We start from the raw sequence: 24732 nt of genomic DNA, 5'->3' as shown, positions 1-24732 counted from the left end.
ACATGGATATTGTACTGTATGCCCTCACTGCGCTTCTCTATGGCGGACTCGCCGTAGCGGGCTGGCGCGCGCATCGCCACACGGCCGTGGAGCCGGCGCTGGCCGGCGTGCCTCCGGGCATCGCATCGCCGGCGGCGGCCAAAAAATCGCCGGACATGGGCGGATTGGGCCGCGCTCTATTATTAGTAGCGTTGCTCGTGCACGGCCTCCTGCTGCACACGACCATCTTTCCCAAGAACGCGATGATCTTCGGCTTCGCGTTCGCGCTCTCCGCGATGTTCTGGCTCGGCGCGGGCATCTACTGGATCGAGAGCTTCTTCTTTCCGCTCGACGGCCTGCGCCTGCTCGTATTGCCGCTCGCGTGCATCGCGTCGCTGTTGCCGCTCGTCTTCGGCGGCGTGCGCGTGCTGTCGTATTCCGCCGCGCCGATGTTCAAGCTGCATTTCCTGATCGCGAACATCGCGTACGGACTCTTCGCGATCGCCGCGCTGCACGCCGTGCTCATGCTGATGCTCGAACGCCGCCTGCAGCGCATGCGCGGCCTCGCGACGCGTCATACCGGCAATGGCTGGCTCGCGAGTTGGCTCGACACGCTGCCGCCGCTTCTGACGCTTGAAAAGCTGCTGTTCCGCCTGATCGCGGCGGGCTTCGTGCTGCTCACGCTCACGCTCGTGTCGGGCATCGCGTTCAACGAGCAACTGGTCGATCGCGCGCTGCGCTTCGATCACAAGACCGTGTTCGCGTTCGTCTCCTGGCTGATGTTCGGCGCATTGCTCACCGCGCGCCGCCTCTCCGGATGGCGCGGACGCGCCGCGTTGCGCTGGGTGCTGGCGTCGTTCGCCGCGCTGCTGCTCGCGTACGTCGGCAGCCGCTTCGTGTTCGAAGTGCTGCTGCATCGCGCGGTCGTCTGAGCGTCTGAATCTATCGGCATTGAATCGATGCGAAATTTCTTCTTTCTGATCGTCCTCTTTTTCCTGTGCCAGTGGCTTCTGAAGAAGCTGCGCCGCGCGAACGAGCGCGCGCAGCAGGGCGACGCGCCAGCCGGCGGCGCGACCGCGGGCGGAGCGCATGACGCACGCCGCGCCCGCAGTGGCAACGGTCATGGCAACGGCGCGGCCGCGAGCGCGCCGCAACTCGCCGATCCGCTCATCCGTTGCGCGCAGTGCGGCGTGCACACGCCGCGCAGCGAATCGATCATCGTCGCGGGCGAGCGCTTCTGCTGCAGCGATCACGCGCGCCATTACGCGGCCCGTCCGACCGGACGCGACGCACGATGAACACCAACGTCGTCAGACAGCGCGATCCGCATATCGACGCGCAAGGCTGGTTCACGCACGCGACGCGCCTGCCGTCGCCGAACTTCGAGGCGCGTCCGGGCGACGCGGTGCCGACGCTCATCGTCGTGCACAACATCAGCCTGCCGCCCGACGATTTCACGACGAACGCCATCGCCGATTTCTTCCTCAACAAGCTCGATCACGACGCGCATCCGTACTTCGATCATCTGCGCGGCATGCGCGTGTCGGCGCACTTCGTGATCCGTCGCGGCGGCGCGATCGAGCAGTTCGTCTCCTGCGACGAACGCGCGTGGCACGCGGGCGTCTCGTCGTTCTGCGGGCGCGAGCGCTGTAACGACTTTTCGATCGGCATCGAGCTCGAAGGCAGCGATCGCGTGCCCTTCGAAGACGCGCAGTACGACGCGCTCGCCGCGCTCGTGCGAGTCGTGGTGAAGCGCTATCCGATCGATGCAGTCGCGGGTCACTCCGACATCGCGCCCGGCCGCAAGACCGATCCGGGCCCGCATTTCGAGTGGTCGCGTCTGCGTCACGGCAGCGCGCTGCCGCCGTCGTTCTTTCCGTTTCAATCCAACATCTGAGCGCTGCGTAAGGTCTTTCTCGTTGCGGCGCAGCAGCGTCGCGCGCGAGGCCTTGTCGCGCTTTGCGATAGCAAAAGTCAACCCCGCTACCGCAGACTCAGGGCAAATAAAACTTTTTGAGACTGCGATGTTGTCCACTATACTTGGTGCCGACAGACGTACTTTGCACTAGATCTTGTGTTGTTGACGCGGCGCCCGCTCCAGTGAGCCGGCGCCGTCGGCTTTCCGGCGTAGAAGAAGTTTGGCTGGCCCGGGGCGATGCGCGAGACGGTTTCTCTTTGCGAGGAGAGAGGCGTCGGGCGCGTCGGGCGCCAGCGAGCAGCACCGTGAAGAAGGCATGCAAGCAAGCGCGAATTGCGTCGACCGACACCGCGCGCCAACGCGGGCACCGCATGAGACGCCAATGACAATGCGGGCCGTAAGCGCCGCGATTCGTGTTTTCAGCCTGCTGCATTCACAGCCCGGCTTGACCGCCAAAACACCGCGCGACTTTCACGACGAGTTCGTCACGCGCGCGGCATAAGTGATAAATCCGCGGACCATCCGCACCAATCGAACACCAGGAGTTTTGCACATGCAAACCACCGAAAACGCCACGACTTCATTCGAAGGCGCATCCGCACAGCCGATGAGCGGTGCGCAGGGCGTGGGCGCTCAGGCGCTCGCGCCGAACACGACGTTTGCCGACTACAAGGTCATCCGTCGCAACGGAAGCGTGGTGTCGTTCGAGCCGACGAAAATCGCGATCGCCGTGACGAAGGCATTCATCGCGGTGAACGGCGGTCAGGGCGCAGCTTCGGCGCGTGTGCGCGAGCAAGTCGAGCAACTGACGCAAGCCGTCGTGCGCGCGCTCGTGCGCAGCCGTCCGCACGGCGGGACTTTCCACATCGAAGACATTCAGGATCAGGTCGAGCTCGCGCTGATGCGCGGCGGCGAGCACAACGTCGCGCGCGCGTACGTGCTGTATCGCGAGAAGCGCACGCAGCAGCGTTCGCAAGAGCGCTCGGCCGCGCAAAACGCGCAGTCGCACGAAGGCGCGATCAACGTGACGGACAACGGCGTCACGCGTCCGCTCGATCTCGAAGCGCTGAAGGCGCTGATCGTCTCCGCGTGCGCGAATCTGGGCGATGCGGTGTCCGCCGAGCCGATCGTCGCGGAGACGGTGAAGAACCTGTACGACGGCGTGCCGATGTCGCAGGTCTACGATTCGGCCATTCTCGCCGCGCGCACGATGATCGAGAAGGATCCGGCGTACAGCCAGGTCACGGCGCGCATCCTGCTGCACACGATCCGCCGCGAAATTCTCGAAGAGGAAGTGACGCAAGCCGAAATGGGCGAGCGTTACGCCGAATACTTCCCGCAGTTCATCAAGCGCGGCGTCGAAGCCGGCCTGCTGGATGACAAGCTGCAACAGTTCGACCTCAAGCGCCTCGGCGCCGCGCTCGATCAGAATCGCGATCTGCAGTTCGGCTATCTCGGCCTGCAGACGCTGTACGACCGCTACTTCCTGCACGTCGACGGCACGCGCATCGAGTTGCCGCAGGCATTCTTCATGCGCGTGGCGATGGGCCTGTCGCTGAACGAGATCGACCGTGAAGCGCGCGCGATCGAGTTCTACAACGTGCTGTCGTCGTTCGACTTCATGTCGTCGACGCCGACGCTCTTCAATTCGGGCACGCATCGCTCGCAATTGTCGTCGTGCTATCTGACGACGGTCGCCGACGATCTCGACGGCATCTACGAAGCGCTGAAGGAAAACGCGCTGCTCTCGAAGTTCGCGGGCGGCCTCGGCAACGACTGGACGCGCGTGCGTGCGCTCGGCTCGCACATCAAGGGCACGAACGGCAAGTCGCAGGGCGTCGTGCCGTTCCTGAAGGTCGTGAACGACACGGCCGTCGCGGTGAACCAGGGCGGCAAGCGCAAGGGCGCGGTGTGCGCGTACCTGGAATCGTGGCACCTCGACATCGAGGAATTCCTCGAGCTGCGCAAGAACACCGGCGATGACCGTCGCCGCACGCACGACATGAACACGGCGAACTGGATTCCCGATCTGTTCATGAAGCGCGTCGTCGAAGGCGGCGACTGGACGCTGTTCTCGCCGTCGACCTGCCCGGACCTGCACGATCTGTTCGGCGCCGACTTCGAAAAGGCGTACGTCGCTTACGAAGAGAAAGCCGCGCGCGGCGAAATCAAGCTGTTCAAGAAGCTGCCGGCGGCGCAACTGTGGCGCAAGATGCTTGGCATGCTGTTCGAGACGGGCCATCCGTGGATCACGTTCAAGGATCCGTGCAATGTGCGTTCGCCGCAGCAGCACGTCGGCGTCGTGCACTCGTCGAACCTGTGCACCGAAATCACGCTGAACACGAGCGAGACGGAAATCGCCGTCTGCAATCTGGGCTCGGTGAACCTCGTCGCGCACATGGTGAAGCAGGCCGATGGCAGCTACGCGCTGGATCACGCGAAGCTCAAGCGCACGATCAGCGTCGCGATGCGCATGCTCGACAACGTCATCGACATCAACTACTACGCGGTGCCGAAGGCGCGCAACTCGAACCTGAAGCATCGTCCGGTCGGCATGGGCATCATGGGCTTCCAGGACTGCCTGCATCTGCTGCGCACGCCTTATGCGTCGGGCGAGGCGGTCGAGTTCGCGGATCGTTCGATGGAAGCCGTCTGCTACTACGCGTACTACGCGTCGACGGAACTCGCGGAAGAGCGCGGTCGTTACGCGACGTATCGCGGCTCGCTGTGGGATCGCGGCATTCTTCCGCAGGATTCGCTGAAGCTCCTGGCCGAGGCGCGCGGCGGTTATGTCGAAGTGGATACGTCGGAGACGATGGACTGGGCGCAACTGCGCTCGCGCATCTCGACGTACGGCATGCGCAACTCGAACTGCGTGGCGATCGCGCCGACGGCGACGATTTCGAACATCATCGGCGTGTCGGCGTGTATCGAGCCGACGTTCCAGAACCTGTATGTGAAGTCGAATCTGTCGGGCGAATTCACGGTGGTCAACGACTACCTCGTGCGTGATCTGAAGGCGCGCGGCCTGTGGGACGAAGTGATGGTGTCCGATCTGAAGTATTTCGACGGCACGCTTTCGCGCATCGACCGCATTCCGGCCGATCTGCGCGCGATCTACGCGACCGCGTTCGAAGTCGACCCGAAGTGGCTCGTGGAAGCGGCGTCGCGCCGTCAGAAGTGGATTGATCAGGCGCAGTCGCTGAACATCTACATGGCGGGCGCGTCGGGCAAGAAGCTCGACGAGGTCTACAAGCTCGCTTGGATTCGCGGTCTCAAGACGACGTACTACCTCCGCACGATGGCGGCGACGCACGTCGAGAAGTCGACCGTGGCGCACGGTGCGTTGAATGCGGTGCCTTCTTCTTCCGGTGACGGTGGGGCGGGTGCGGCTGGCGGGTTTGGTGGCGGTGCGGCGTCGGCTGCCGGGAATGGTGGCTTCAATGCTGCTGCCGCGAGCGCGCCGGCGGTGGAGGCGGCTCAGGAAGCCGATGGTCCCGTCTGTATGATGCGCCCCGGCGATCCGGGCTTCGATGAGTGTGAGGCTTGTCAGTAAGGTTTTGAGCTGAGAGTCGGTCTCTGCGGACCGGTGCTGGGTGCTTCCTGCTTATGGAAGCGGTCGGTGCCGGTCCGTTTTTGCTTTTTGCTTTTTGCTTTGCGTTTTGGTTTCGGTTTCGCTGGATCCCGTTTTCGTGTCGGTCTATTAGCGTTGCCCCTGTGCGGGGCGGCACTCACTTTCTTTGCTGCTGCAAAGAAAGTAAGCAAAGAAAGCAGCTTTTCAGGCCCGCGGTCACACGCAATTTGGGTAGTTCTCTCGTCGCAGATGGCACTCGCCTAAAGAGTGCCCTCATCACAATAACGGGGCTTGGCTCGCGCACGGTCCGCCGCCCGAAAACGTTGAGCGCGCTGGTTCAGCACGAAAGAGCTTCGGCACAGCGCTACGCGCTGCCGCCGGGTATGCGAGGGAAACCAACGTGCGGCGGTTGCAGTGAGATGGAGGCGTTAGTGAAGAAGCGCATGCTTCCCCGATTGGCCGGTCGGCCGCGAAGCGGGCCGGAGCCATTTCGTGCTGAACCGGTTTGTTGTGTGGCGAGTGATGGCAGACCGTGCGCGAGCCAAGCCCGATGGGGCCTATGAGGGCACTCTTTAGGCAGCCCACGATGGACGAGAGGACTACCCAAATTGCGTGTGACCGCGGGCGTGTCAGTAGCTGCTTTCTTTGCTTACTTTCTTTGCAGCAGCAAAGAAAGTGACTGCCGCCCCGCACAGGGGCAGTGCTAATAGACCGACACGATCACGGGATCCGGCGAAACACCGAGCCGACACGATCACGGGATCCGGCGAAACACCGAGCCGACACGATCACGGGATCCGGCGAAACACCGAGCCGACACGATCACGGGATCCGGCGAAACAAAACGCAAAACAGCGAACTCACCCCCGCGTACCGCGAGAAATCTCCGTCCCAGCATCATGCGAAAGCCGCGCCGTAATCGGCATCGAAAGAAAAGAGAACAGCCCGACGACGACAAACGCCGGCCAGAAATCCGACCATTGCACACTCGCATGACCGTTCAGATATTGCGAGAGCTCGAGCGTGATCCCCGCGATCGTCACGCCGAGCCCGAGCGAAACCTGCTGCACGAAGCTAGCAAGACTCGTCGCGCGGCCCACATCGCGTGTTTCGATCTCAGCGTAAGCAAGCGAGTTGAGGCTCGTGAACTGCAACGCAGGGAAGAAGCCGCCGAGCAGCACGACGGCCCAGATCACCCAGGCCGGCGTGCCGGGAAAGAACGCGCCGCACGCCGCGATCGCGATACCCGACAACGCCGCGTTGTAGAACAGCGTCTGACGGAAGCCGAAGCGATGCAGCACGCGCGATGCGAACGAGCGCATGAACATGCCGCCGAAAGCCGACGCGCACGTGATCGCGCCGGACTTGAACGCGCTCATGCCGAGACCCTCTTGCAGCGCGAGCGGCAGAAGAAAGGGCACGGCGCCAAGCCCGATGCGAAACATCGAACCGCCGAGCACGCTCGCCTGAAACGTCGACACGCGGAAAAAGCGCAGATCGAGCAGCGGCTTCTCCACACGTCGCGCGTGGACGCAGTACAGCACGACCATCAGCGCGCCGGCGACGCACATCGCAAAGGCGACGCGCTGCGGAATCAGTTCGCCGCCGACGAGCGAGAGCCCGAGCAACAGCAGCACGCCCGCGCTCGCGGAGAGAAAGAAACCGAACCAGTCGAGACGGCCCGGATGTTCCTCGTGCGAGTTGGCGATGTGGCGGTTGGTCAGCCAGATGCCCGCGATGCCGATCGGGATGTTGATGAAAAAGATCAGGCGCCAGTGCAGATACGTCGTAATGAAGCCGCCGAGCAACGGCCCGACCGCTGGTCCAAGCATTGCGGGCACCGAGAGGTAGTTCATCGCGCGTATGAACTCGGAGCGGCGCACCGAGCGAAAGATGATGATGCGGCCGACAGGCACCATCATCGCGCCGCCGACGCCCTGGATGAAGCGCGCGACGGTGAAGGGGCCAAGCGATGTGGAAGCCGCGCACAACAGCGAGCCGACGACGAACACGCCGATGGCCGTGCGGAACACGGCGCGTGCGCCGAAGCGGTCGGCGACCCATCCGCAGATCGGTATGAAGACGCCGAGTCCGAGCACGTAGCTCGTGACCGCAACCTTCAGCGTCACGGGATCGCGTCCAAACGCGCGCGCCATTTCAGGAATCGCGGTAACGATGACGTTGGCGTCGACGCTTTCCATGAACATCGCGCACGCGACGATGAGAGGGGCAATGAAAGCTTTGACGGCCAGCGGCATGTTGATTCGCGATCGACTCTCGGCGGCAAGAGCGGCGATTATGGCACCGATATGCAGCAATCGCTGAAGGATCGAAGCGCGCTGCGTGGTGCGATGAACATTGAACGAGGAGTGAAGAAGCGATGGACCCGCAAGACCTGCAGCGTCTCGTCACGCAGACGATGCCCTATGGCAAATACAAGGACAGGCTCATCGCCGATCTGCCCGGTCACTATCTCGCGTGGTTCGCGCGTGAGGGTTTTCCACAAGGCAAACTCGGCAGCCTGCTCGCGTTGATGCACGAGATCGATCACAACAATCTGCGCTCGCTGCTCGATCCGTTGCGCGGCCGATGAGCCTTGCGCAGCGCGGTTTCGCGTGAGACGGATCGTCGCGTAAACACGCTATAGATTGTGTTGGCGAGATTTGCAAGCACAAGATATTGTGGAAATACGAGACGTCAAATGCTAAACTTCGGCAACGAATTCGACGCGCGCAGCAGGCATCGACGCTCCATCGAAGTGCTTGCGTCAGCGTGTATCGAGCGATGCGAAGTGCGTGCGGTCACACACATCGAAGCTCATCGAAGAGGAGCGCATGAAGGTCGCGCGTTCATCGATTCGCGACGCATGTTTTGCATCGCATCGCGGGTCGACGAGAGACTTCGATCGATGATCGCAACGCGTCACGCTTCGATGCGTTCGCACTTGGCAACACAGCATCGAGCAGACCTTCGCAATGAAGCGCGCGTGCTTCGCATCGCACAAGCAGCGTCGTCCGCAGAGCCTTGCGCGACAAGGCTTGCAGAGCAGCGATGAAGTCACGCGAAAGCACGGTGCGATGTCACGGAAGTCACTCGATCAGGACCGCTTCACACTCGATTCAAGAGATGTCGCATCGAGCTTCACACACACGGCTTCGAGCCGAGTGTTGTATGCAGGTAGCAACGTCGAATCTAAATCGCATGAAAACGAGAATTTTCATGAGCAAACTCTTTTATCGCTCATGAAAAGATGGTACAAACCGATCTAAATTGATGGTGAGAATTTATGCTCAACTGGGATGACGAGACCACTGCCGTAGCTCCCTCGAGCGCTCCGCAACCGAACCCGTTGCGTAACGCTCAAGGCACGACTTTCGGTACGCAGGCAGCGCAAGCTGCAACTCATCAAGCTGCCCATCAGATTGCTCAGGCGAACAACATCTTTTCCGATGGCTTCGTTCCGCCCGCAGCCGCAACGCCTTCCGCCAGCGCGATCGCCGCGCAAAGCGAAGCGCGCGTCAATGTCGCCGACAAGCGCATCATCAACGGCAAGACCGACGTCAATCAGCTCGTCCCGTTCAAGTACAAGTGGGCGTGGGAGAAGTACCTCGCCGGTTGCGCGAACCACTGGATGCCGCAGGAAGTGAACATGTCGCGCGACATCGCCCTGTGGAAAGACCCGAACGGTCTCTCGGACGACGAGCGCCGCATCGTCAAGCGCAACCTCGGCTTCTTCGTCACGGCGGACTCGCTCGCCGCGAACAACATCGTGCTCGGCACGTACCGTCACATCACCGCTCCGGAGTGCCGCCAGTTCCTGCTGCGCCAGGCGTTCGAAGAGGCGATCCACACGCACGCGTACCAGTACATCGTCGAATCGCTGGGTCTCGATGAAAGCGAGATCTTCAACGCGTATCACGAGGTCAAGTCGATCCGTGACAAGGACGAGTTTCTGATTCCGTTCATCAACACGCTGACCGACCCGGCCTTCACGACCGGCACGCTCGAAGCGGACCAGAAATTGCTGAAGTCGTTGATCGTGTTTGCCTGCATCATGGAAGGCCTGTTCTTCTATGTCGGCTTCACGCAGATTCTGGCGCTGGGTCGCCAGAACAAGATGACGGGCGCGGCGGAACAGTATCAATACATCCTCCGCGATGAATCGATGCACTGCAATTTCGGCATCGACCTCATCAACCAGATCAAGCTGGAAGAGCCGCAACTGTGGACCGCCGACTTCAAGGCAGAGATCCGCGAGCTCTTCAAGCAGGCTGTCGATCTTGAATATCGCTACGCTGAAGACACCATGCCGCGCGGGGTTCTCGGCCTGAACGCGTCGATGTTCAAGAGCTACTTGCGGTTCATCTGCAACCGGCGTTGCCAGCAGATCGGACTGGACCCGCTCTTCCCGAACGAGGAAAACCCGTTCCCGTGGATGAGCGAAATGATCGACTTGAAGAAGGAACGCAACTTCTTCGAGACACGCGTGATTGAGTATCAAACCGGCGGCGCGCTCACCTGGGAATAATAAAAATCCAGGACGTGTTGCAGACGAAATCGATGGGACGGACGGGCAGCAGCGTGTCGCTCACGCGCGCCCGGCCGACAAGGTTTAGGAGAACGGTCGCCTGATGCAAAGTGCGCCTACTGACTTGGCGGGCCGTGTGGCCCGAATAGAAGACAGGCGTTTTGCGCTCCCTGAAAAGGGATGGGCAAACTTCCCCCCGGAAAATGCCAGCGGCATGCTCGCTGGCTCGATCAAGCGATGGCCGGCGCCGCGAAGAAGCGGTGCTGACTCAATTTGGCGCGCGGTGCCTCGGGGCACGGCGCGCCTTGCCGTATTCATTAGCGTAAGCAGGTGGGATCAGCGTACGCCGATGAATAATCCGCTTCGTAGCGTGCGTTATAGAGAAGGCGACACGTGGGAAGCGGGTTTTGACGAAGGGTGTTGTTTGAACTGACTCTCATCTGAAAACCTGAAGGAGAAAAACCATGGCAGTTGCCAAGAAAAAACCCGCCGCAAAGAAGGCTGCAGCGAAGAAAGTCACCGCCAAGAAGGCCGCTCCGGCGAAGAAGGTTGCGGCCAAGAAGGTCGCTGTGAAGAAGGTTGCAGCGAAGAAAGTAGCGGCGAAGAAGGTCGCAGCGAAGAAGGTCGCGGCGAAGAAGGTCGCGGCGAAGAAGGCACCCGCGAAGAAGGCCGCAGCGAAGAAAGTCGCGACCAAGAAAGTAGCGGCGAAGAAGGTTGCTGCAAAGAAGGTCGCGGCGAAGAAGGCTCCCGCGAAGAAGGCCGCAGCGAAGAAAGTCGCGACCAAGAAAGTAGCGACGAAGAAGGCCGCAGCCAAGAAGGCGCCTGCGAAGAAGGCCGCTGCGAAGAAGACCGCGGCGAAGAAGGCGCCGGCGAAGAAGGCCGCTGCGAAAAAGGCTCCCGCGAAAAAGGCTGCTGCGAAGACCGCAGCCGCTGCGCCTGCGCCTGCTGCTGCGCCCGCACCCGCTGCGAAGAAGGCCCCCGCGAAAAAGGCTCCGGCCAAGAAGGCCGCTGCTGCGAAGAAGACTACGGCTGCCGCTCCTGCCACGACGGCAACGACCGTCTCGGCGCCTGCTCCGGCCGCTCCGGCTGCTGCGGTCAAGACGGCGTTGAACCCGGCAGCGGCATGGCCGTTCCCGACGGGCAGCCGTCCGTAAGCTCTCGCAGTACGCAGCACCCAGGCACAGTGCGCTGTGCCCTTAGTCCGGGTATGCCTACCCGGCCTGAACCCGTCGTCGGGGAAACCTGGCGGCGGGTTTTTCGCTTCGGCCAACGAATTTCATCGCTTGCTCGGGGCGTCGAAAAAGAAAAAGCGCATGCATCTTTCGATACATGCGCATTCTTAGAATGACGCGGCGCTATTTGTCCGCTGAATGCCCTCGTCAGTGAGTGACGCGCGTGACGCCGCCGCTCGACAACAGACGCACTCGCTCGCCCGCCTGAAACACTTCGCCGTTCGCGGTCTGCGTGATCGCGCGCAGGTCGCCGTTATCGAGGCGCACGGTGATCTCGAGACCGTTCTTCATCGCGACGCTATTCTCGACCGCGTTGCCCGCGACGGCGCCAGCCAGCCCGCCGATGATGCCCGCGATGATCGAACCGTTGCCGCCGCCGATCGCACTCGCCGCCGCGACGCCGCCGAGCGCGCCGCCGCCGATCGTGCCGAGGCCCGTAGGCTGGCCGTTGTTCGAGCTGATCTTCACGCCGCGCACGCTTTCGACGGTCGCCATGCGCACCGTTTCCTCACGCTGCGCCTGCGACGCCGTGTAGACGTCCGACGAACTGCTGTTGTAGGCGCAGCCCGTCAGCGCCACCGAGCCGACGAGCGCCATGGCCAGCGCGATACGACTTACCGTTTTCATTCCTTCACTCCAATCATTCAGAACAGGCTGCTTCCGAAGGCCTGCTTGAAACGCTCTTCGATTTCGGCGCGCGTCGGCGCGTAGGTTTGCGGCCCCTGATGTTCGATTTTCAGCGAACCCATCAGACTCGCGAGACGACCCGTTTTCTCCCAGCCAAGCTTGTTTTCGATGCCGTACAGGAGCCCGCCGCGGAATGCGTCGCCGCAACCGGTCGGGTCGACCACCTGACGCGCCGCGACGACCGGAATCTCGGCCACGCCATCTTCATGATAGATCTGCGCGCCGTGTTCGCCACGCGTGACGACGAGGGCATCGACCCGGCTCTTGATGTCTTCGATCGACCAGCCGGTCTTGTTGCTCAGCAGCTTGGCTTCGTAATCGTTGACCGCCACGTAGGTGGCGAGTTCAATCATGCGACAAAGTTCCACGCCGTCCAGAATCGGCAATCCCTGGCCCGGGTCGAACACGAACGGCACGCCCGCGCGCGCCAGCCCTTCGGCGTGCTCGCGCATGCCTTGAGCGCCGTCCGGTGCGACGATGCCGAGCGAGATGCCCTGCGCTTCGTCGGCGCGGTTCAGATGCGATTCCATCATCGCGCCGGGGTGGAACGCGGTGATCTGGTTGTTCGCGAGATCGGTCGTGATGAAGCATTGCGCCGAGTGCTGATCGGCCAGCACGCGCACGTATTCCTTCGACAAACCGAGCGCGTCGAGCCGGTCGATGTAGAGCTGCGCATCCGCCGCGCCGAGCGTCGCCATGATCTTCGGATCGCCGCCGAGCAGCTTCAGCGCATACGCGATGTTGCCCGCGCAGCCGCCGAAGTTGCGCCGCATCGTCGGCACCAGGAAGCTGATGTTCAGCATGTGCACCTGATCCGGCAGGATGTGGTCGCCGAAGCGCCCCTGGAAAGTCATGATGTTGTCGTAGGCGAGCGAGCCGCAAATGAGCGTAGCCAAGGCGAACGTCCTTTATAGATAGGGGCCGAGGAGAGAAATCCGCATACGGCGCGCGGCGAGCGCTTCACCGTGCCTCGTATGCGCGGACCGCTCCGGTCGGAAGCGGTCCGGCGAGACGATTTACTTCAGCGCGGCGAGCGCTGCATCGTAGTTCGGCTCATTCTTGATCTCGGGCACGAGCTCCGAATGAAGCACCTTGTTGTTCTCGTCGAGCACGACCACGGCGCGCGCCGTCAGACCCTTGAGCGGGCCGCTCGTCACGTCGACGCCGTAAGCCTGCGCGAATTCGTGGCCGCGGAACGTCGATGCCGTCACGACATTGGCGATACCTTCGGTCGTGCAGAAGCGCTTCGCGGCGAACGGCAGATCGCCCGAAACCACGACCACGACCGTGTTGTTCAGGCCGGCGGCCGCTTCATTGAATTTGCGCGTCGAGGTGGCGCAGGTCGGCGTGTCGAGACTCGGCACGATGTTCAGCACCTTGCGCTTGCCCGCGAAGTTCGCGAGCTTGACGTCGCCGAGATCGGCGCCGACGAGCGTGAATTCGGATGCCTGCTGGCCCGGGCCCGGGAACGTGCCGCTGACGTCGATAGGGTTGCCGCCGAGGGTAACTTGACTCATGTTGCGCTCCAGAGAATTGTCAGATGCTGACGGGAAAATCGCGCGTGCAGGCGCCGCGAGGAGCATGACGCGCGTCGTGTGGAACCGGGGCAGGCGGCGTTCGCGCGCCTGCCCGACATCACGGGTAAAAGACCTGAACCCGGTAATTGGCGGCAACCGCGTCGCCCGTATCCAGCCGGACGATCACCGGTTGCGCGCTTTGCGGCGCGAGGCCGACGGCGAATATCGTACCCGGTCGCGCGTAATCCTGCGGCCAGAGCACGCGCCGGATCGCGACGTTGTTCTTGTCGTCGAGCAGCGTGAGTTCGAGCGCCGGATACGCCAGCGCGACGTCCATCCGGTTGCGCAGCGACAATTTCAGTTCGAGCTTGTGCGGGCCGTCCACCTGGCGCAGCCCGGAACTCTCGATCTGCAATCCGTCGATGTCGCGCGGCGGCGAGATCGTGCAGCCGATCTGATCGCAGACGTTCGAATAGAGCGCGTGCGAGCCGGGCACGTAGACCATCAACGTTTCGCGTTGCCACCATGCGAGCTGCACGAGCAACAGCAACGCCAGCAGCACGGCGACGATGACGCCCACGACACGTCCCGCCTTCCCGGCTCCGCCGCGGCCACGCACCGGCGCGCGCGTTTCCCGCGACTCGCGAATCACGGGAAACGCCTCGTTCGCGCTGACGCGCCGAGCAGGAGCGGGCTGCTTCTTGGCGCCGAAACCGGGCTCCGCGTCGTCGCGCCATGCGGGTACGGCCGGTTCCGCGGCGGCGCGCGCGGGCGGCGCGTCCGGCTGATGAACCGGACCGATGAACGGCTCGGCGCGATCGTCGACAGCATTGGCGAGCGGCGCGACGGGCGGTTCGCCGAGCGGCGTATCGTCGGCTTGCTCGGAGTTCGCGGCATCGGGATGCGGCACGCCGACGCGAATGTACTGCTTCAGGCGGGCGGGTTCCGAAGGCAACGCGGACGGCTCGTTCGCGGCATCGGCTTGATCGGGTTCGCTGCGCGGCGACGCGGCGCGTGTCTGGCTCGACGCGCTCGACGCTGCAGGAGCGTTCGCATAGACGGTGCCTTCGCTGTCGGCATCGGGATGCTTGATGGAACTCGGCGCGCCGAGATCGAGGTTGCGCGGCGCGAACGGGCGCGGCTTGAGCGGCGCATCGGGCGGCGCGGTCACATGCGCGGGTGCATCGGCGGCGGCAGCGTGGCCTGCGCCCGAGCTTGTTGCCGGACCGACGGCGGCATCATCGTCGATGATCGCGGCATGCTGAGCGACGCCTGCCGCGGCCGGCTCGTCCGGAAGCTCGAAGCGATGATGTGCGGCATCGAAAACTTCCTGACAGTGTCCGCAGCGCACGCGGCCGTCATGCGGCGCGAGCAGATGCGGGTCCAGCTTGAATACGGTTTCGCAGTGGGGGCAGCGGGTTGCCAGCGCCATATAAGAAGTGCCGTTGGCCTGACGGCCTGATCGTGGAGGATGGCGCTATTCTAAAGGCTTTCGCGCCGCGTTCCCGCGAGGCATACCCAGCCTTCGTGCTCGCGCCAAACGCCGATGTCGATCCACTTCGCATAGACCGCCGCGACCTCGTCGGCCTGGCGCGCGAGCACGCCCGACAGCGCGATTCTGCCGCCCGGCTTTACCTTCGCGGCGAGCATCGACGCCATCAGCTTGAGCGGATTCGAGAGGATGTTCGCGACGACGATATCGAACTCGCCGGCGGGGCACGCATCGGGCAGGCCGTAGATCACGTCCGCGCGATTGCGCTCGCTGTTCTGACGCGCCGACTCGACCGCTTGCGGATCGATGTCGATGCCGACGACCGGATCGGCGCCGCACTTCTTCGCGAGAATCGCGAGGATGCCGGAGCCGCAGCCGTAATCGAGCAGCGATTGTCCCGGCTTCACCGACTGCTCCAGCCATTCCATGCAAAGCCGCGTGGTCGGATGGCTGCCGGTGCCGAACGCGAGGCCCGGATCGAGTTCGAGCACGAGCGCGTTCGGATCGGGCGCGTCGTGCCACGAAGGCACGACCCAGATGCGCTCGCCGATGGCGATCGGATCGAATTGCGCCTGCGTGAGACGCACCCAGTCCTGCTCCTCGACCTCGCGCACCGTGAACTGCGGGGTTGCCGCGAGGCCGATCTCGTTCGCGGCCGCGGCGAGCAGCACGTCGGGATCTGCGTCCTCGGCGAGCAGCGCGACGACGCGCGAACGGTTCCACGCACGCTTTTCAGGCACGAGACCCGGCTCGCCGAAGAGCGGCTGTTCGTCGGGCGTGTCGGCGTCGGCGTCTTCGACTGACACCGACAGCGCGCCGACTTCAAGCAGCGCATCCGACAGCGCTTCCGCGTGCTCGCGATCCAGCTCGGCGATCAGTTCCCGGTAACTCATGCTATCTCTCTGAATAAGGCGTGCTTCAGGACTCTTCGGCGACGGCGGCCTGGCGCGCGGCCAGCTTGTTCTCGAGATAGTGAATGCTCGTGCCGCCTTCGACGAACTTCGCGTCGATCATCATCTCGCGATGCAGGGGGATGTTCGTCGAAATGCCTTCGACGACCATTTCCGACAGCGCGATACGCATGCGGTTGATCGCCTGCTCGCGCGTCGCGCCGAACGCGATCAGCTTGCCGATCATCGAATCGTAGTTCGGCGGAACGAAGTAGTTCGCATACGCGTGGGAATCGACGCGAATGCCCGGGCCGCCCGGCGTATGCCACGACGTGATGCGTCCCGGCGACGGCGTGAACTTGAACGGATCTTCCGCGTTGATGCGGCACTCGATCGCGTGGCCGCGGAACTGGATGTCCTTCTGGCGGATCGAGAGCTTTTCGCCCGCGGCGATGCGGATCTGCTCCTGCACGATATCGACGCCCGTGATGAGTTCCGTCACCGGATGCTCGACCTGCACGCGCGTGTTCATTTCGATGAAGTAGAACTCGCCGTTCTCGTACAGGAACTCGAACGTGCCCGCGCCGAGATAGCCCATCTTCTTGCACGCGTCGGCGCAACGGTCGCCGATGCGCTCGATCAGCCGCCGCGCAATGCCCGGCGCCGGCGCTTCCTCGATCACCTTCTGGTGACGGCGCTGCATCGAGCAGTCGCGCTCGCCGAGCCAGATCGCGTTACGGAACGAGTCCGACAACACCTGAATCTCGATGTGGCGCGGGTTCTCGAGAAACTTCTCCATGTACACCTGCGGGTTGCCGAAGGCGCGGCCCGCTTCTTCGCGCGTCATGTTGACGGCGTTCACGAGCGCCGCTTCGGTGTGCACCACGCGCATGCCGCGCCCGCCGCCGCCGCCCGCCGCCTTGATGATGACGGGGTAGCCGATTGCGCGCGCAATCTTCACGATCTCGCGCGGATCGTCCGGCAATGCGCCTTCGGAGCCCGGCACGCACGGCACGCCGGTCTTGATCATCGTCTGCTTGGCGGTGACCTTGTCGCCCATCAGGCGGATGGTCTCGGGACGCGGCCCGATGAACGTGAAGCCCGATTGCTCGACGCGCTCGGCGAAGTCGGCGTTTTCGGAGAGAAAGCCGTAGCCGGGATGGATGGCTTCGGCGTCGGTGACTTCGGCCGCGCTGATGAGCGCCGGCATGTTCAGGTACGAGAGATTCGAAGGCGCCGGTCCGATGCATACGGCTTCGTCGGCCAGCTTGACGTACTTCGCTTCCTTGTCGGCTTCGGAATAGACGACGACTGTCTTGACGCCCAGCTCGCGGCACGCGCGCTGGATGCGAAGCGCGATTTCGCCGCGGTTCGCAATGAGAATTTTTTCAAACATAGTGGGTCGGCTCATCAACGGGCTCGCGCGAGCGGCCCTCGGGGATCCAATCGGCGGCGCGCTTCTCGACGAATCGATGCCGCACGAAGCGCGCCGGCGCGGCGGGGCCGGGCTGCGGCTGCGAGGCGCATCCGCGGCACGGCCCGGTGCGCCTTTAGTCGCCGATCACGAAGAGCGGCTGGCCGTACTCGACCGCCTGGCCGTTCTCGACGAGGATTTCCTTCACGACGCCGGCCTTGTCCGCTTCGATTTCGTTCAAGAGCTTCATCGCTTCGATGATGCACAGCGTCTGGCCTTCCTTCACCGTATCGCCGACCTGGATGAACGGATCCGCGCCCGGCGACGGCGCACGGTAGAACGAACCGACCATCGGCGAGGTCACGATGTGACCTTGCGGCGCGGCGGCCGCGGGCGCAGCGGCTGCCGGCGCGCCGGCTTCGCCTGCACCGCCGAATTGCGGCGCGGCCGGCGACTGCACTTGCGGTGCGTACTGCTGCGGCGCCTGCATGTAGACCGGCGCGGCGTTCTTGACGATGCGAACCTTGCCTTCGCCTTCCGTCACTTCCAGCTCCGAGATGCCGGATTCCGAGACGAGGTCGATCAGCGTTTTCAGTTTACGAAGGTCCATCGAAAAATCCCCTTTCAATACTTGGAGACCGGGACTGCCCGGCACTTGACTTGATTTGTGGGTGTTCTGACTGCTCAGCCGCGAGTCGGCGCGGCCAGCCGTCCCACGCGCGCGCTCGCGAAAGCGCCCCCGCAAACGACGGCTGCAGAATCGGTCGGCACGCCGGTAGCGTTCATGTCGAACGTATCGGCGTGGTCGCTTCGAAGCGCGCGCCCGAACAGCACGCGGATGACGGCTGCGGATGCTCCACGCCTTCCGACCGCCGTTTTGCGGAGGTCGGACTTGACGGCGAGGGGGCCACATGGCACCGGCAGAGTTGTCATAGTCGCTTCGGGTTGTGCGGAATTCGGCGCACTTTAGCGCCGTTTAGAGAATTTTGTCTAGTTTTACTGTGCAGTCCGGCTCGCAACCATGGGACAAATTACCGCCGCGTATTGGGAGTCGCGTCGAATTTCCAGCAAGATCGGCGTACTGCGTGCTAACTCGCAGCTTACTCGACGCAAGCCACGGCGTACGCGCAGCCAATTTTTACAGGCTGTCGAGCGTATGTTTCAGCTCGGCCGGGTCGACTTCGCCCAGTTTCGTGGAGCGGATTTTCCCATTCGCGTCGATCACGACGGTAAATGGCAGGCCGCCCGCATTATTGCCGAAGCTACGCGCAAGATCCGCGCCGCCGAAGCCGGTGACGTAGACGGGATAGGCGACCGGCACTTTCTTAAGAAAATCGTTGACGTTCTTCTCGCTATCGACGCCGAGTCCGATGAACGTGATGCCTTTCTTTTCGTAATCGCGCTGCATCGCGGAGAGCGTTGGCATTTCCTTCACGCACGGTCCGCACCACGACGCCCAGAAGTTCACGACGACCGGCTTGCCCTTGAACGCCGCGAGCGGTTGCAACGTGCCGGAAGCGCCCGGCGGCGTCGCCTTCCACAGTTGATCGACGGCGTTGCCGCTCGGCTGCGTCGCGGCCACGGTATCGCCGCCGGTGAACAGATGGCCCGCGTAGAAGCCGCCGACGGTCGCGGCGACAGCGACCACGAGGGCCGCCAGAATGCGTGTGCTTTTCATGAGCGTAGAGAAGATAGATCAGCCGCTGATCTCGAGCGGCGGGACATCGGGGTGATCGAGCAGCGTGCGTACGGCCGCCGCGTTCGCGCGGGCGAGGCGTCCGCGGTTGTCCGCGCGCACCGCGCCGCGCAGATCGTCGGGACCGTAGAGCGCGATATGCACGCCGACCGGCTCCTCGTCGCGTGCGCGATGCAGAAAGCTCAGCGTCTCGACATAGCCGCGCCCGGCGAAGTGCCGCGTCTCCGACACGTCGTATTGCACGTTCGCGTTCAGCAGATAAATCGCGACTTCCTTGGGATTGTCGCAGAAGCATTGCAGATGAATATCGGAGTGCTCGCCTGCGGTGCCGTTGAGCACCGCGCCCGTCAGATATGGATCGAAGGGTGTCAGGCGCTCCATCCAGTCGAGCGCGACTTCGCGCATCCGGCGCAGCACGGCTGGCTGGCTGTCGCTCTGGAAAATCGCCTGATACTCGCGGATTTCCTCTTCGATCTGGTCGTTATCGGGCAGGAACTCGCCGCCGATCTTCGCCTCGCCGACGACCTGCCGCGCAGCCTTGCGCTTGGCGGTGGAGTAGTCGAGGCCGTCTTCGGCGATCATCCTCGCGGCAGCGATCGCGATTTCCTCGCGCACGCGCTGCGGATCGAAATGTGATTTGCGAACCATGCCGGAATGATACTAGATAAGCTCGAGCGGCCCTTTTGCGGGCCAAGGGCGGCAGGCTTGCGCCGGGGGAAAAGCGCTTAGCCTGCTCGGTTACAATATGCGCCTTCAGGCGCCTTTCTGCACGGGTTTGCCCTCAGGTTCACCGGTACGGCGCCGTTCCTGTTTTCGCATCTCAATCGCCCGCGCGGCGCGACACGGTTTATGCACATCCACATCCTCGGCATCTGCGGCACCTTCATGGGCGGACTTGCCGTTCTGGCGCGCGAGGCGGGCCACAAGGTCACCGGCTGCGACGCCGGCGTCTACCCGCCGATGAGCACGCAACTCGAAGCCCAGGGCATCGAACTGATCGAAGGTTACGGCATCGAGCAGCTCGCGCTCGAGCCGGATCTCTTCGTCATCGGCAACGTGGTGACGCGCGGCAATCCGCTGATGGAAGCCATCCTCGATCGCGGCCTGCCATACACATCCGGCCCGCAGTGGCTCGGCGAGCATGTGCTGAACGGCAAATGGGTGCTCGCGGTGGCGGGCACGCACGGCAAGACCACGACGAGCTCGATGCTCGCATGGCTGCTCGAAGACGCGGGCATGAATCCCGGCTTTCTGATCGGCGGCGTGCCGTTGAACTTCGGCATTTCCGCGCGCCTGACCGATTCGAGCTTTTTCGTCATCGAAGCCGACGAGTACGACACGGCATTCTTCGACAAGCGGTCGAAGTTCGTGCATTACCGTCCGCGCACGGCCGTGCTCAATAATCTCGAATTCGATCACGCCGATATCTTCCCCGATCTCGCGGCCATCGAAACGCAATTCCACCACCTTGTGCGCACGGTGCCGGGCGTCGGGCGCATCGTCACGAACGGGCGCGAGGCGGCGCTGGAACGGGTGCTCACGCGCGGCTGCTGGTCGGGCGTCGAACGCTTCGGCGTCGAAGGCGGATGGCAGGCGCTGCCCGTCGAACAAGGCGCCGCCGTCGACGAGCAGTTCGCCGTGTATTGGGAAGGCGAGCGCCAGGGCGTCGTCGACTGGCAGGTGCAGGGCGAGCACAATCGGATGAACGCGCTCGCTGCGATCGCGGCCGCGCGCTCGGTCGGCGTGCCGGCGGCGCAATCGGCGAAATCGCTCGCGAGTTTTCGCAACGTCAAGCGGCGCATGGAAGTGAAGGGCAGCGTCGACGGCGTCACCGTCTACGACGACTTCGCGCATCATCCGACCGCAATCGAGACGACCGTCGCGGGCCTGCGCACGCGCATCGGCAATTCGGATACGTCGCGCATCCTCGCCGTGCTGGAACCGCGCTCGAACACGATGAAGCTCGGCACGATGAAAGCGCAATTGCCGGCGAGTCTCGCGGGCGCGGATCTCATCTTCGGCTACGGCGCGCGCGAAGGCCGCGACAAGCTCGGCTGGAATCTCGCAGAAGCGCTCTCCCCGCTCGGCGACAAGGCGCGGGCATTCGACGAAATCGAACCTCTGGTGAAGGCGGTCGCGGCCGCCGCGCGCCCCGGCGACCACGTACTCGTGATGAGCAACGGCGGCTTCGGCGGCGTCCATCAGAAACTGCTCGACGCGCTTTCGGCGCGTGGCGCAGGAGGACATTCGTGATTCTCTATCTGCACGGCTTTCGCTCGTCTCCCCAATCCTTCAAGGCGCGCGTGATGCACGCGCGGCTCGCGGAACTCGGGAGGCTCGGCGAATGGCAGTGCCCGTCGCTGCCGGTATCGCCGTGCGATGCCGTCGCGCTGGCCGAATCGCTCGCGGCGGGCGAGAAAGCGGGCGATGTGACCGTCGTCGGCAGTTCGCTCGGCGGCTATTACGCGACGTATCTCGCGGAGAAACACGGCTGGCGCGCCGTGCTGCTCAATCCGGCGGTCGTGCCGGATCGCGATCTGAGCCATTTTCTCGGCGAGCAGCCGTTGTGGCACGGCGGCGGAACGATCACCGTGCTGCCGCGCCATCTCGACGAGTTGCGCGCGCTCAAGGTCGAATCGATCACGCGGCCCGAGCGCTACTATCTGATCGCGGCGACGGGCGACGAAGTGCTCGATTACCGCACGATGCTCGACCACTATCCCGGCGTGCGAACCACGCTGATTCAGGGCAGCGATCACGCGATCAGCGACTTCCCGGCTTATCTCGCCGATGTCATCGCGTTCTGCGACCAGGCGCCGCCACCCGTGCGCGCGACCGCAGCCGCTTGAGCCCATTCATTCGCCGGCGCGCGGCAAGCGCGGCCCGGTCCACCGTTTTACGAGAGTATTGAGTGAACGTTTTCTTCGAGGAATCGGGTAGTTTCAAGGCCGGATCGGTGTTGTCGAAACAGGGCGACGCGTTCCAGGTCGAATTGCCGGGCGGCCGGCGCGCGAAAGTGCGCGCGAAAGACGTGCTGATCGAGTTCGAGAAGCCCGCAGCCGGCGATCTGATGCAGGAAGCCGACGCCATCGCGCAGGAGATCGATCTCGACTTCCTGTGGGAATGCGCGCCCGACGAGGAATTTCCGTTCGCCGCGCTCGGCGCGGATTACTTCGGCGACAAGTTCGGACCCGCCGAACGCGCGGCGCTCGTCCTGCGCATGCACGGCGCGCCGGTTTACTTCCGGCGCAAAGGGCGCGGCCAGTATCAGCGCGCGCCGCAGGAACAATTGCAGATGGCGCTCGCGTCGCTCGAACGCAAGCGTCAGCAGGCGCTCGTGCAGCAGGGCTGGGAAGAGGAACTGAAGGCGGGCAAGCTGCCCGATGCGCTGAAGGGCAAGGCGATCGGCCTGCTCACGAAGCCGGACAAGAATTCGATCGAGTACAAGGCGCTCGAAGCGGCGGCGGCGGCGCGCGGCATCTCGCAGGCGCGGCTGATGCTCGAATGCGGCGGCATCGCGTCGCCCCGACAGTTGCACGAGGCGAAGTTCCTGTCGGAGTTCTTCCCGCACGGCATCGGCTTTCCGTCGGTGCAGCCGGGACCGCTGCCCGAGGATTTGCCGGAAGCGCACGTCGAAGCGTTCTCCATCGACGACGTCACCACCACCGAAATCGACGATGCCTTCTCCGTCGAGCATCTTTCGGATGGCCGCGTGCGCGTGGGCATCCACATCGCGGCGCCGGCGCTCGGCATTACGCGTGGCGACACGATCGACGCCATCGCGCGCGGTCGTCTCTCCACGGTCTACATGCCCGGCGACAAGATCACGATGCTGCCCGACAACGTCGTCGACGTGTTCACGCTCGGCGAGGGCGGGCTGCGCCCGGCGCTGTCGCTGTACATCATCGTGAATCGCGAGACGCAGGATATCGTCGCCACTGAAACGCGCGCCGAACGCGTGTTCGTGAAGAGCAACCTGCGCCACAACCATCTCGACGAGTTCGTCACCGAGGAAACGCTCGCGGCCGGCACGGGCGACTATCCGCACAAGGAAGACATCGCGGTGCTGTGGCCGCTTGCGCAGGCGCTCTTCGAAAAGCGTCAGCAGGCGCGCGCGACTTACGGCCTCAAGCGCGAAGTGCAGCGCAACAACGACTTCAACTTTTATGTCGATGGCGAGCACATCACGATCACGCCGCGCCGTCGCGGTTCGCCGCTCGATCTGATCGTCGCGGAACTGGCGATTCTCGCGAATTCGTCGTGGGGCGCGTTCCTCAACGATCACGGCGTGCCGGGCATCTATCGTTCGCAGCGCGGCTTCGGCGGTCCGGGACCGAAACGCACGCGCATGCAGACGACGCCCGCGCCGCACGAAGGCCTGGGCGTCGCGCAATATGCGTGGAGCACGTCGCCGCTGCGCCGTTATGTCGACCTCGTCAATCAATGGCAGTTGCTCGCGTGCGTGCAGCATGGCGTGACGGCCAAGCTCGCCGCGCCGTTCAAGCCGAAGGACGCGGACCTTTTCGCCGTCGTGCAGGGTTTCGACGACACGTACACCGCGTATGCCGATCACCAGCGCCGCATGGAGTATTTCTGGTGCCTGCGCTGGCTCAAGCAGGAGAACAGGAAGCACGTTCCCGCTTCGGTCATCAAGGACGATCTCGTGCGGCTCGAAGAGATTCCGCTGATCCTGCACGTGCCCGGCCTCGGCGTGCATGCGCGCGGCACGCGTGTGATGCTCGAAGTCGTATCGATCGACGAGCTGACGGTCGAAGCATCGTGCCGTCTGCTGCACGTGATCGACGCGCCGTCCGCGAGCGCGCCGGTCGAGGAAGAAGAGGCGGAAGAAGAGATCATCGAGACGAGCGATCTTTCTGCCGAAAGCGAAGCCGAAGCGCAGGCGGAAGCGTCGGTGGAGCAGCCACAACCGGAAACGCCCGACAACGCGCAGGAACCGACGCCATGAAACACCAATACGCGGTGATCGGCAATCCGATCGAGCACAGCAAATCGCCGTGGATTCACGCGCAGTTCGCCGCGCAGACCGGCGAGCCGATCGAATACGGCCGCATTCTCGGGCCGCTCGATGGCTTCACCCGTGAAGTGAAGGCGTTCATCGCGTCGGGCGGACGCGGCATGAACGTCACCGTGCCGTTCAAGCTCGAAGCGCACGCGCTCGCCGATTCGCTGTCGCCGCGCGCGGCAGCGGCGGGCGCGGTGAACACGCTCGCCTTCGGGCCGGATGGCGTGCGCGGCGACAACACCGATGGCGTCGGCCTCGTGCGCGACATCGAAGTGAATCTCGGCGTGAGTCTGAAAGGCGCGCGCATTCTGCTGCTCGGCGCGGGCGGCGCGGCGCGCGGCGTCGTGCTGCCGATCTTCGATCGCGCGCCGGCGGCGCTCACCATCGTCAACCGCACGGCGGCGAAGGCGCATCAGCTCGTCGATCAGTTCGCGCAGAACGCGTCCGAGTGCGGCGTGCGTTTCTCGGGCGGCGGCGCCGACAGCGCGGAAGCCGGGCAGTACGACGTGATCGTCAACGCGACCGCGGGCAGCCTCGACGCCGCCTTGCCCGATTGCGACGACGGCGCGTTCGGCGCGGGCACGCTCGCCTACGACATGATGTACGGCGCGCAGCCGACCGTCTTCATGCAACACGCGTCGAAGCTCGGTGCGCGCGCATCGGACGGTCTCGGCATGCTGGTCGAGCAGGCCGCCGAATCGTTTTTCATCTGGCGCGGCGTGCGCCCGGATGGCGGCGCGGTGCTGCGCGATCTGCGCGCCGCGCTGGCCGCGAAAGCCTGA

The 24732-nt window shown here is 63.8% G+C and carries 22 protein-coding genes; 12 read left to right on the top strand and 10 right to left on the bottom strand.

From position 1 onward, the window contains the following. Positions 1-2 precede the first annotated feature (2 nt). The 4 genes from LDZ23_RS11875 to LDZ23_RS11860 all read left to right on the top strand — a co-directional run bounded on the left by LDZ23_RS11875 (position 3) and on the right by LDZ23_RS11860 (position 5453). A complete protein-coding gene (locus tag LDZ23_RS11875) occupies positions 3-911 on the top strand; it encodes a cytochrome C assembly family protein (protein ID WP_244807646.1) in 909 nt (302 codons plus the stop codon). 27 nt (positions 912-938) lie between these two features. Further along, on the top strand, positions 939-1277 hold the full coding sequence (locus LDZ23_RS11870) for a PP0621 family protein (RefSeq protein ID WP_034471463.1): 339 nt from the start codon (positions 939-941) through the stop codon (positions 1275-1277). Further along, complete coding sequence (gene ampD / locus LDZ23_RS11865; protein WP_051996471.1) at positions 1274-1876, top strand: 1,6-anhydro-N-acetylmuramyl-L-alanine amidase AmpD; 603 nt, start codon at positions 1274-1276, stop codon at positions 1874-1876. Before LDZ23_RS11870 ends, ampD begins: the two co-directional genes overlap by 4 nt. Before the next feature lie 574 nt (positions 1877-2450). Next, positions 2451-5453, top strand: a complete 3003-nt coding sequence (locus LDZ23_RS11860; RefSeq protein WP_008342928.1) for a ribonucleoside-diphosphate reductase subunit alpha — start codon at positions 2451-2453, stop codon at positions 5451-5453. Between the two features lie 878 nt (positions 5454-6331). Here LDZ23_RS11860 and LDZ23_RS11855 read toward each other — a convergent pair. Further along, positions 6332-7729 carry an MFS transporter gene (locus tag LDZ23_RS11855; RefSeq protein WP_244807645.1) on the bottom strand — a complete coding sequence of 466 codons (1398 nt, stop codon included), beginning with the start codon at positions 7727-7729 and terminating at the stop codon, positions 6332-6334. A 122-nt stretch (positions 7730-7851) separates the two neighbouring features. Here LDZ23_RS11855 and LDZ23_RS11850 point away from each other — a divergent pair, with 122 nt between their 5' ends. From LDZ23_RS11850 to LDZ23_RS11835, 4 genes are all read left to right on the top strand, one after another. Then, on the top strand, positions 7852-8064 hold the full coding sequence (locus LDZ23_RS11850) for a DUF3820 family protein (RefSeq protein ID WP_008342924.1): 213 nt from the start codon (positions 7852-7854) through the stop codon (positions 8062-8064). 693 nt (positions 8065-8757) lie between these two features. Next, positions 8758-9999 carry a ribonucleotide-diphosphate reductase subunit beta gene (locus LDZ23_RS11845; RefSeq protein WP_034471473.1) on the top strand — a complete coding sequence of 414 codons (1242 nt, stop codon included), beginning with the start codon at positions 8758-8760 and terminating at the stop codon, positions 9997-9999. A gap of 103 nt (positions 10000-10102) precedes the next feature. Next, entirely contained in the window at positions 10103-10432 is a 330-nt protein-coding gene (locus tag LDZ23_RS11840) for a hypothetical protein (RefSeq protein ID WP_239295166.1), read from the top strand. 31 nt (positions 10433-10463) lie between these two features. Beyond that, on the top strand, positions 10464-11153 hold the full coding sequence (locus LDZ23_RS11835) for a histone H1-like DNA-binding protein (protein WP_244807644.1): 690 nt from the start codon (positions 10464-10466) through the stop codon (positions 11151-11153). A 225-nt stretch (positions 11154-11378) separates the two neighbouring features. On the opposite strand, the gene LDZ23_RS11830 is transcribed toward LDZ23_RS11835, so the two are convergent. The 9 genes from LDZ23_RS11830 to LDZ23_RS11790 form a co-directional block, all read right to left on the bottom strand. After that, positions 11379-11858: an outer membrane lipoprotein gene (locus LDZ23_RS11830; RefSeq protein WP_008342914.1), complete on the bottom strand. Its 480-nt coding sequence runs from the start codon at positions 11856-11858 to the stop codon at positions 11379-11381. Between the two features lie 17 nt (positions 11859-11875). After that, a complete protein-coding gene (locus LDZ23_RS11825; RefSeq protein ID WP_008342912.1) occupies positions 11876-12814 on the bottom strand; it encodes a carbohydrate kinase family protein in 939 nt (312 codons plus the stop codon). Positions 12815-12934: 120 nt separating this feature from the next. Next, positions 12935-13435, bottom strand: coding sequence for a thiol peroxidase (tpx, locus tag LDZ23_RS11820; protein WP_008342910.1), 501 nt, complete (start codon positions 13433-13435; stop codon positions 12935-12937). Between the two features lie 118 nt (positions 13436-13553). Then, a complete protein-coding gene (locus LDZ23_RS11815) occupies positions 13554-14867 on the bottom strand; it encodes a zinc-ribbon and DUF3426 domain-containing protein (RefSeq protein ID WP_244807643.1) in 1314 nt (437 codons plus the stop codon). A gap of 50 nt (positions 14868-14917) precedes the next feature. Further along, positions 14918-15820, bottom strand: a complete 903-nt coding sequence (prmA, locus tag LDZ23_RS11810) for a 50S ribosomal protein L11 methyltransferase (protein ID WP_008342906.1) — start codon at positions 15818-15820, stop codon at positions 14918-14920. A 25-nt stretch (positions 15821-15845) separates the two neighbouring features. Further along, complete coding sequence (accC, locus tag LDZ23_RS11805) at positions 15846-17213, bottom strand: acetyl-CoA carboxylase biotin carboxylase subunit (RefSeq protein ID WP_008342904.1); 1368 nt, start codon at positions 17211-17213, stop codon at positions 15846-15848. Between the two features lie 154 nt (positions 17214-17367). Continuing rightward, positions 17368-17841, bottom strand: a complete 474-nt coding sequence (gene accB, locus LDZ23_RS11800; RefSeq protein WP_008342903.1) for an acetyl-CoA carboxylase biotin carboxyl carrier protein — start codon at positions 17839-17841, stop codon at positions 17368-17370. Between the two features lie 528 nt (positions 17842-18369). Beyond that, positions 18370-18909, bottom strand: coding sequence for a TlpA family protein disulfide reductase (locus LDZ23_RS11795; RefSeq protein ID WP_244807642.1), 540 nt, complete (start codon positions 18907-18909; stop codon positions 18370-18372). Positions 18910-18927: 18 nt separating this feature from the next. Beyond that, a complete protein-coding gene (locus LDZ23_RS11790) occupies positions 18928-19575 on the bottom strand; it encodes a hypothetical protein (protein ID WP_008342899.1) in 648 nt (215 codons plus the stop codon). Between the two features lie 201 nt (positions 19576-19776). On the opposite strand from LDZ23_RS11790, the gene mpl reads away from it, so the two are divergent. From mpl to aroE, 4 genes are all read left to right on the top strand, one after another. After that, complete coding sequence (mpl, locus tag LDZ23_RS11785) at positions 19777-21180, top strand: UDP-N-acetylmuramate:L-alanyl-gamma-D-glutamyl-meso-diaminopimelate ligase (RefSeq protein WP_244807641.1); 1404 nt, start codon at positions 19777-19779, stop codon at positions 21178-21180. Next, positions 21177-21776, top strand: coding sequence for a YqiA/YcfP family alpha/beta fold hydrolase (locus LDZ23_RS11780; RefSeq protein WP_008342897.1), 600 nt, complete (start codon positions 21177-21179; stop codon positions 21774-21776). The genes mpl and LDZ23_RS11780 overlap by 4 nt, the downstream gene beginning before the upstream one ends. 62 nt (positions 21777-21838) lie before the next feature. Beyond that, on the top strand, positions 21839-23893 hold the full coding sequence (locus LDZ23_RS11775) for a ribonuclease catalytic domain-containing protein (RefSeq protein WP_033536347.1): 2055 nt from the start codon (positions 21839-21841) through the stop codon (positions 23891-23893). Further along, entirely contained in the window at positions 23890-24732 is an 843-nt protein-coding gene (gene aroE / locus LDZ23_RS11770; protein WP_244807640.1) for a shikimate dehydrogenase, read from the top strand. The genes LDZ23_RS11775 and aroE overlap by 4 nt, the downstream gene beginning before the upstream one ends.

It is taken from the genome of Caballeronia zhejiangensis (assembly GCF_022879815.1).
In the GTDB taxonomy this organism is placed as follows: domain Bacteria; phylum Pseudomonadota; class Gammaproteobacteria; order Burkholderiales; family Burkholderiaceae; genus Caballeronia; species Caballeronia zhejiangensis.
This window is presented reverse-complemented; position numbering and strand designations above follow the sequence as displayed.

Bases quoted from the DNA above. Each gene is read 5' to 3' on its own strand.
- accC (WP_008342904.1), bottom strand. From the start codon at position 17,213: ATGTTTGAAAAAATTCTCATTGCGAACCGCGGCGAAATCGCGCTTCGC.
- LDZ23_RS11850 (WP_008342924.1), top strand. From the start codon at position 7,852: ATGGACCCGCAAGACCTGCAGCGTCTCGTCACGCAGACGATGCCCTAT.
- LDZ23_RS11875 (WP_244807646.1), top strand. From the start codon at position 3: ATGGATATTGTACTGTATGCCCTCACTGCGCTTCTCTATGGCGGACTC.
- LDZ23_RS11790 (WP_008342899.1), bottom strand. From the start codon at position 19,575: ATGGTTCGCAAATCACATTTCGATCCGCAGCGCGTGCGCGAGGAAATC.
- LDZ23_RS11835 (WP_244807644.1), top strand. From the start codon at position 10,464: ATGGCAGTTGCCAAGAAAAAACCCGCCGCAAAGAAGGCTGCAGCGAAG.
- LDZ23_RS11795 (WP_244807642.1), bottom strand. From the start codon at position 18,909: ATGAAAAGCACACGCATTCTGGCGGCCCTCGTGGTCGCTGTCGCCGCG.
- LDZ23_RS11830 (WP_008342914.1), bottom strand. From the start codon at position 11,858: ATGAAAACGGTAAGTCGTATCGCGCTGGCCATGGCGCTCGTCGGCTCG.
- LDZ23_RS11870 (WP_034471463.1), top strand. From the start codon at position 939: ATGCGAAATTTCTTCTTTCTGATCGTCCTCTTTTTCCTGTGCCAGTGG.
- accB (WP_008342903.1), bottom strand. From the start codon at position 17,841: ATGGACCTTCGTAAACTGAAAACGCTGATCGACCTCGTCTCGGAATCC.
- LDZ23_RS11860 (WP_008342928.1), top strand. From the start codon at position 2,451: ATGCAAACCACCGAAAACGCCACGACTTCATTCGAAGGCGCATCCGCA.
- LDZ23_RS11855 (WP_244807645.1), bottom strand. From the start codon at position 7,729: ATGCCGCTGGCCGTCAAAGCTTTCATTGCCCCTCTCATCGTCGCGTGC.
- LDZ23_RS11840 (WP_239295166.1), top strand. From the start codon at position 10,103: ATGCAAAGTGCGCCTACTGACTTGGCGGGCCGTGTGGCCCGAATAGAA.
- tpx (WP_008342910.1), bottom strand. From the start codon at position 13,435: ATGAGTCAAGTTACCCTCGGCGGCAACCCTATCGACGTCAGCGGCACG.
- prmA (WP_008342906.1), bottom strand. From the start codon at position 15,820: ATGAGTTACCGGGAACTGATCGCCGAGCTGGATCGCGAGCACGCGGAA.
- LDZ23_RS11845 (WP_034471473.1), top strand. From the start codon at position 8,758: ATGCTCAACTGGGATGACGAGACCACTGCCGTAGCTCCCTCGAGCGCT.
- aroE (WP_244807640.1), top strand. From the start codon at position 23,890: ATGAAACACCAATACGCGGTGATCGGCAATCCGATCGAGCACAGCAAA.
- ampD (WP_051996471.1), top strand. From the start codon at position 1,274: ATGAACACCAACGTCGTCAGACAGCGCGATCCGCATATCGACGCGCAA.
- mpl (WP_244807641.1), top strand. From the start codon at position 19,777: ATGCACATCCACATCCTCGGCATCTGCGGCACCTTCATGGGCGGACTT.
- LDZ23_RS11815 (WP_244807643.1), bottom strand. From the start codon at position 14,867: ATGGCGCTGGCAACCCGCTGCCCCCACTGCGAAACCGTATTCAAGCTG.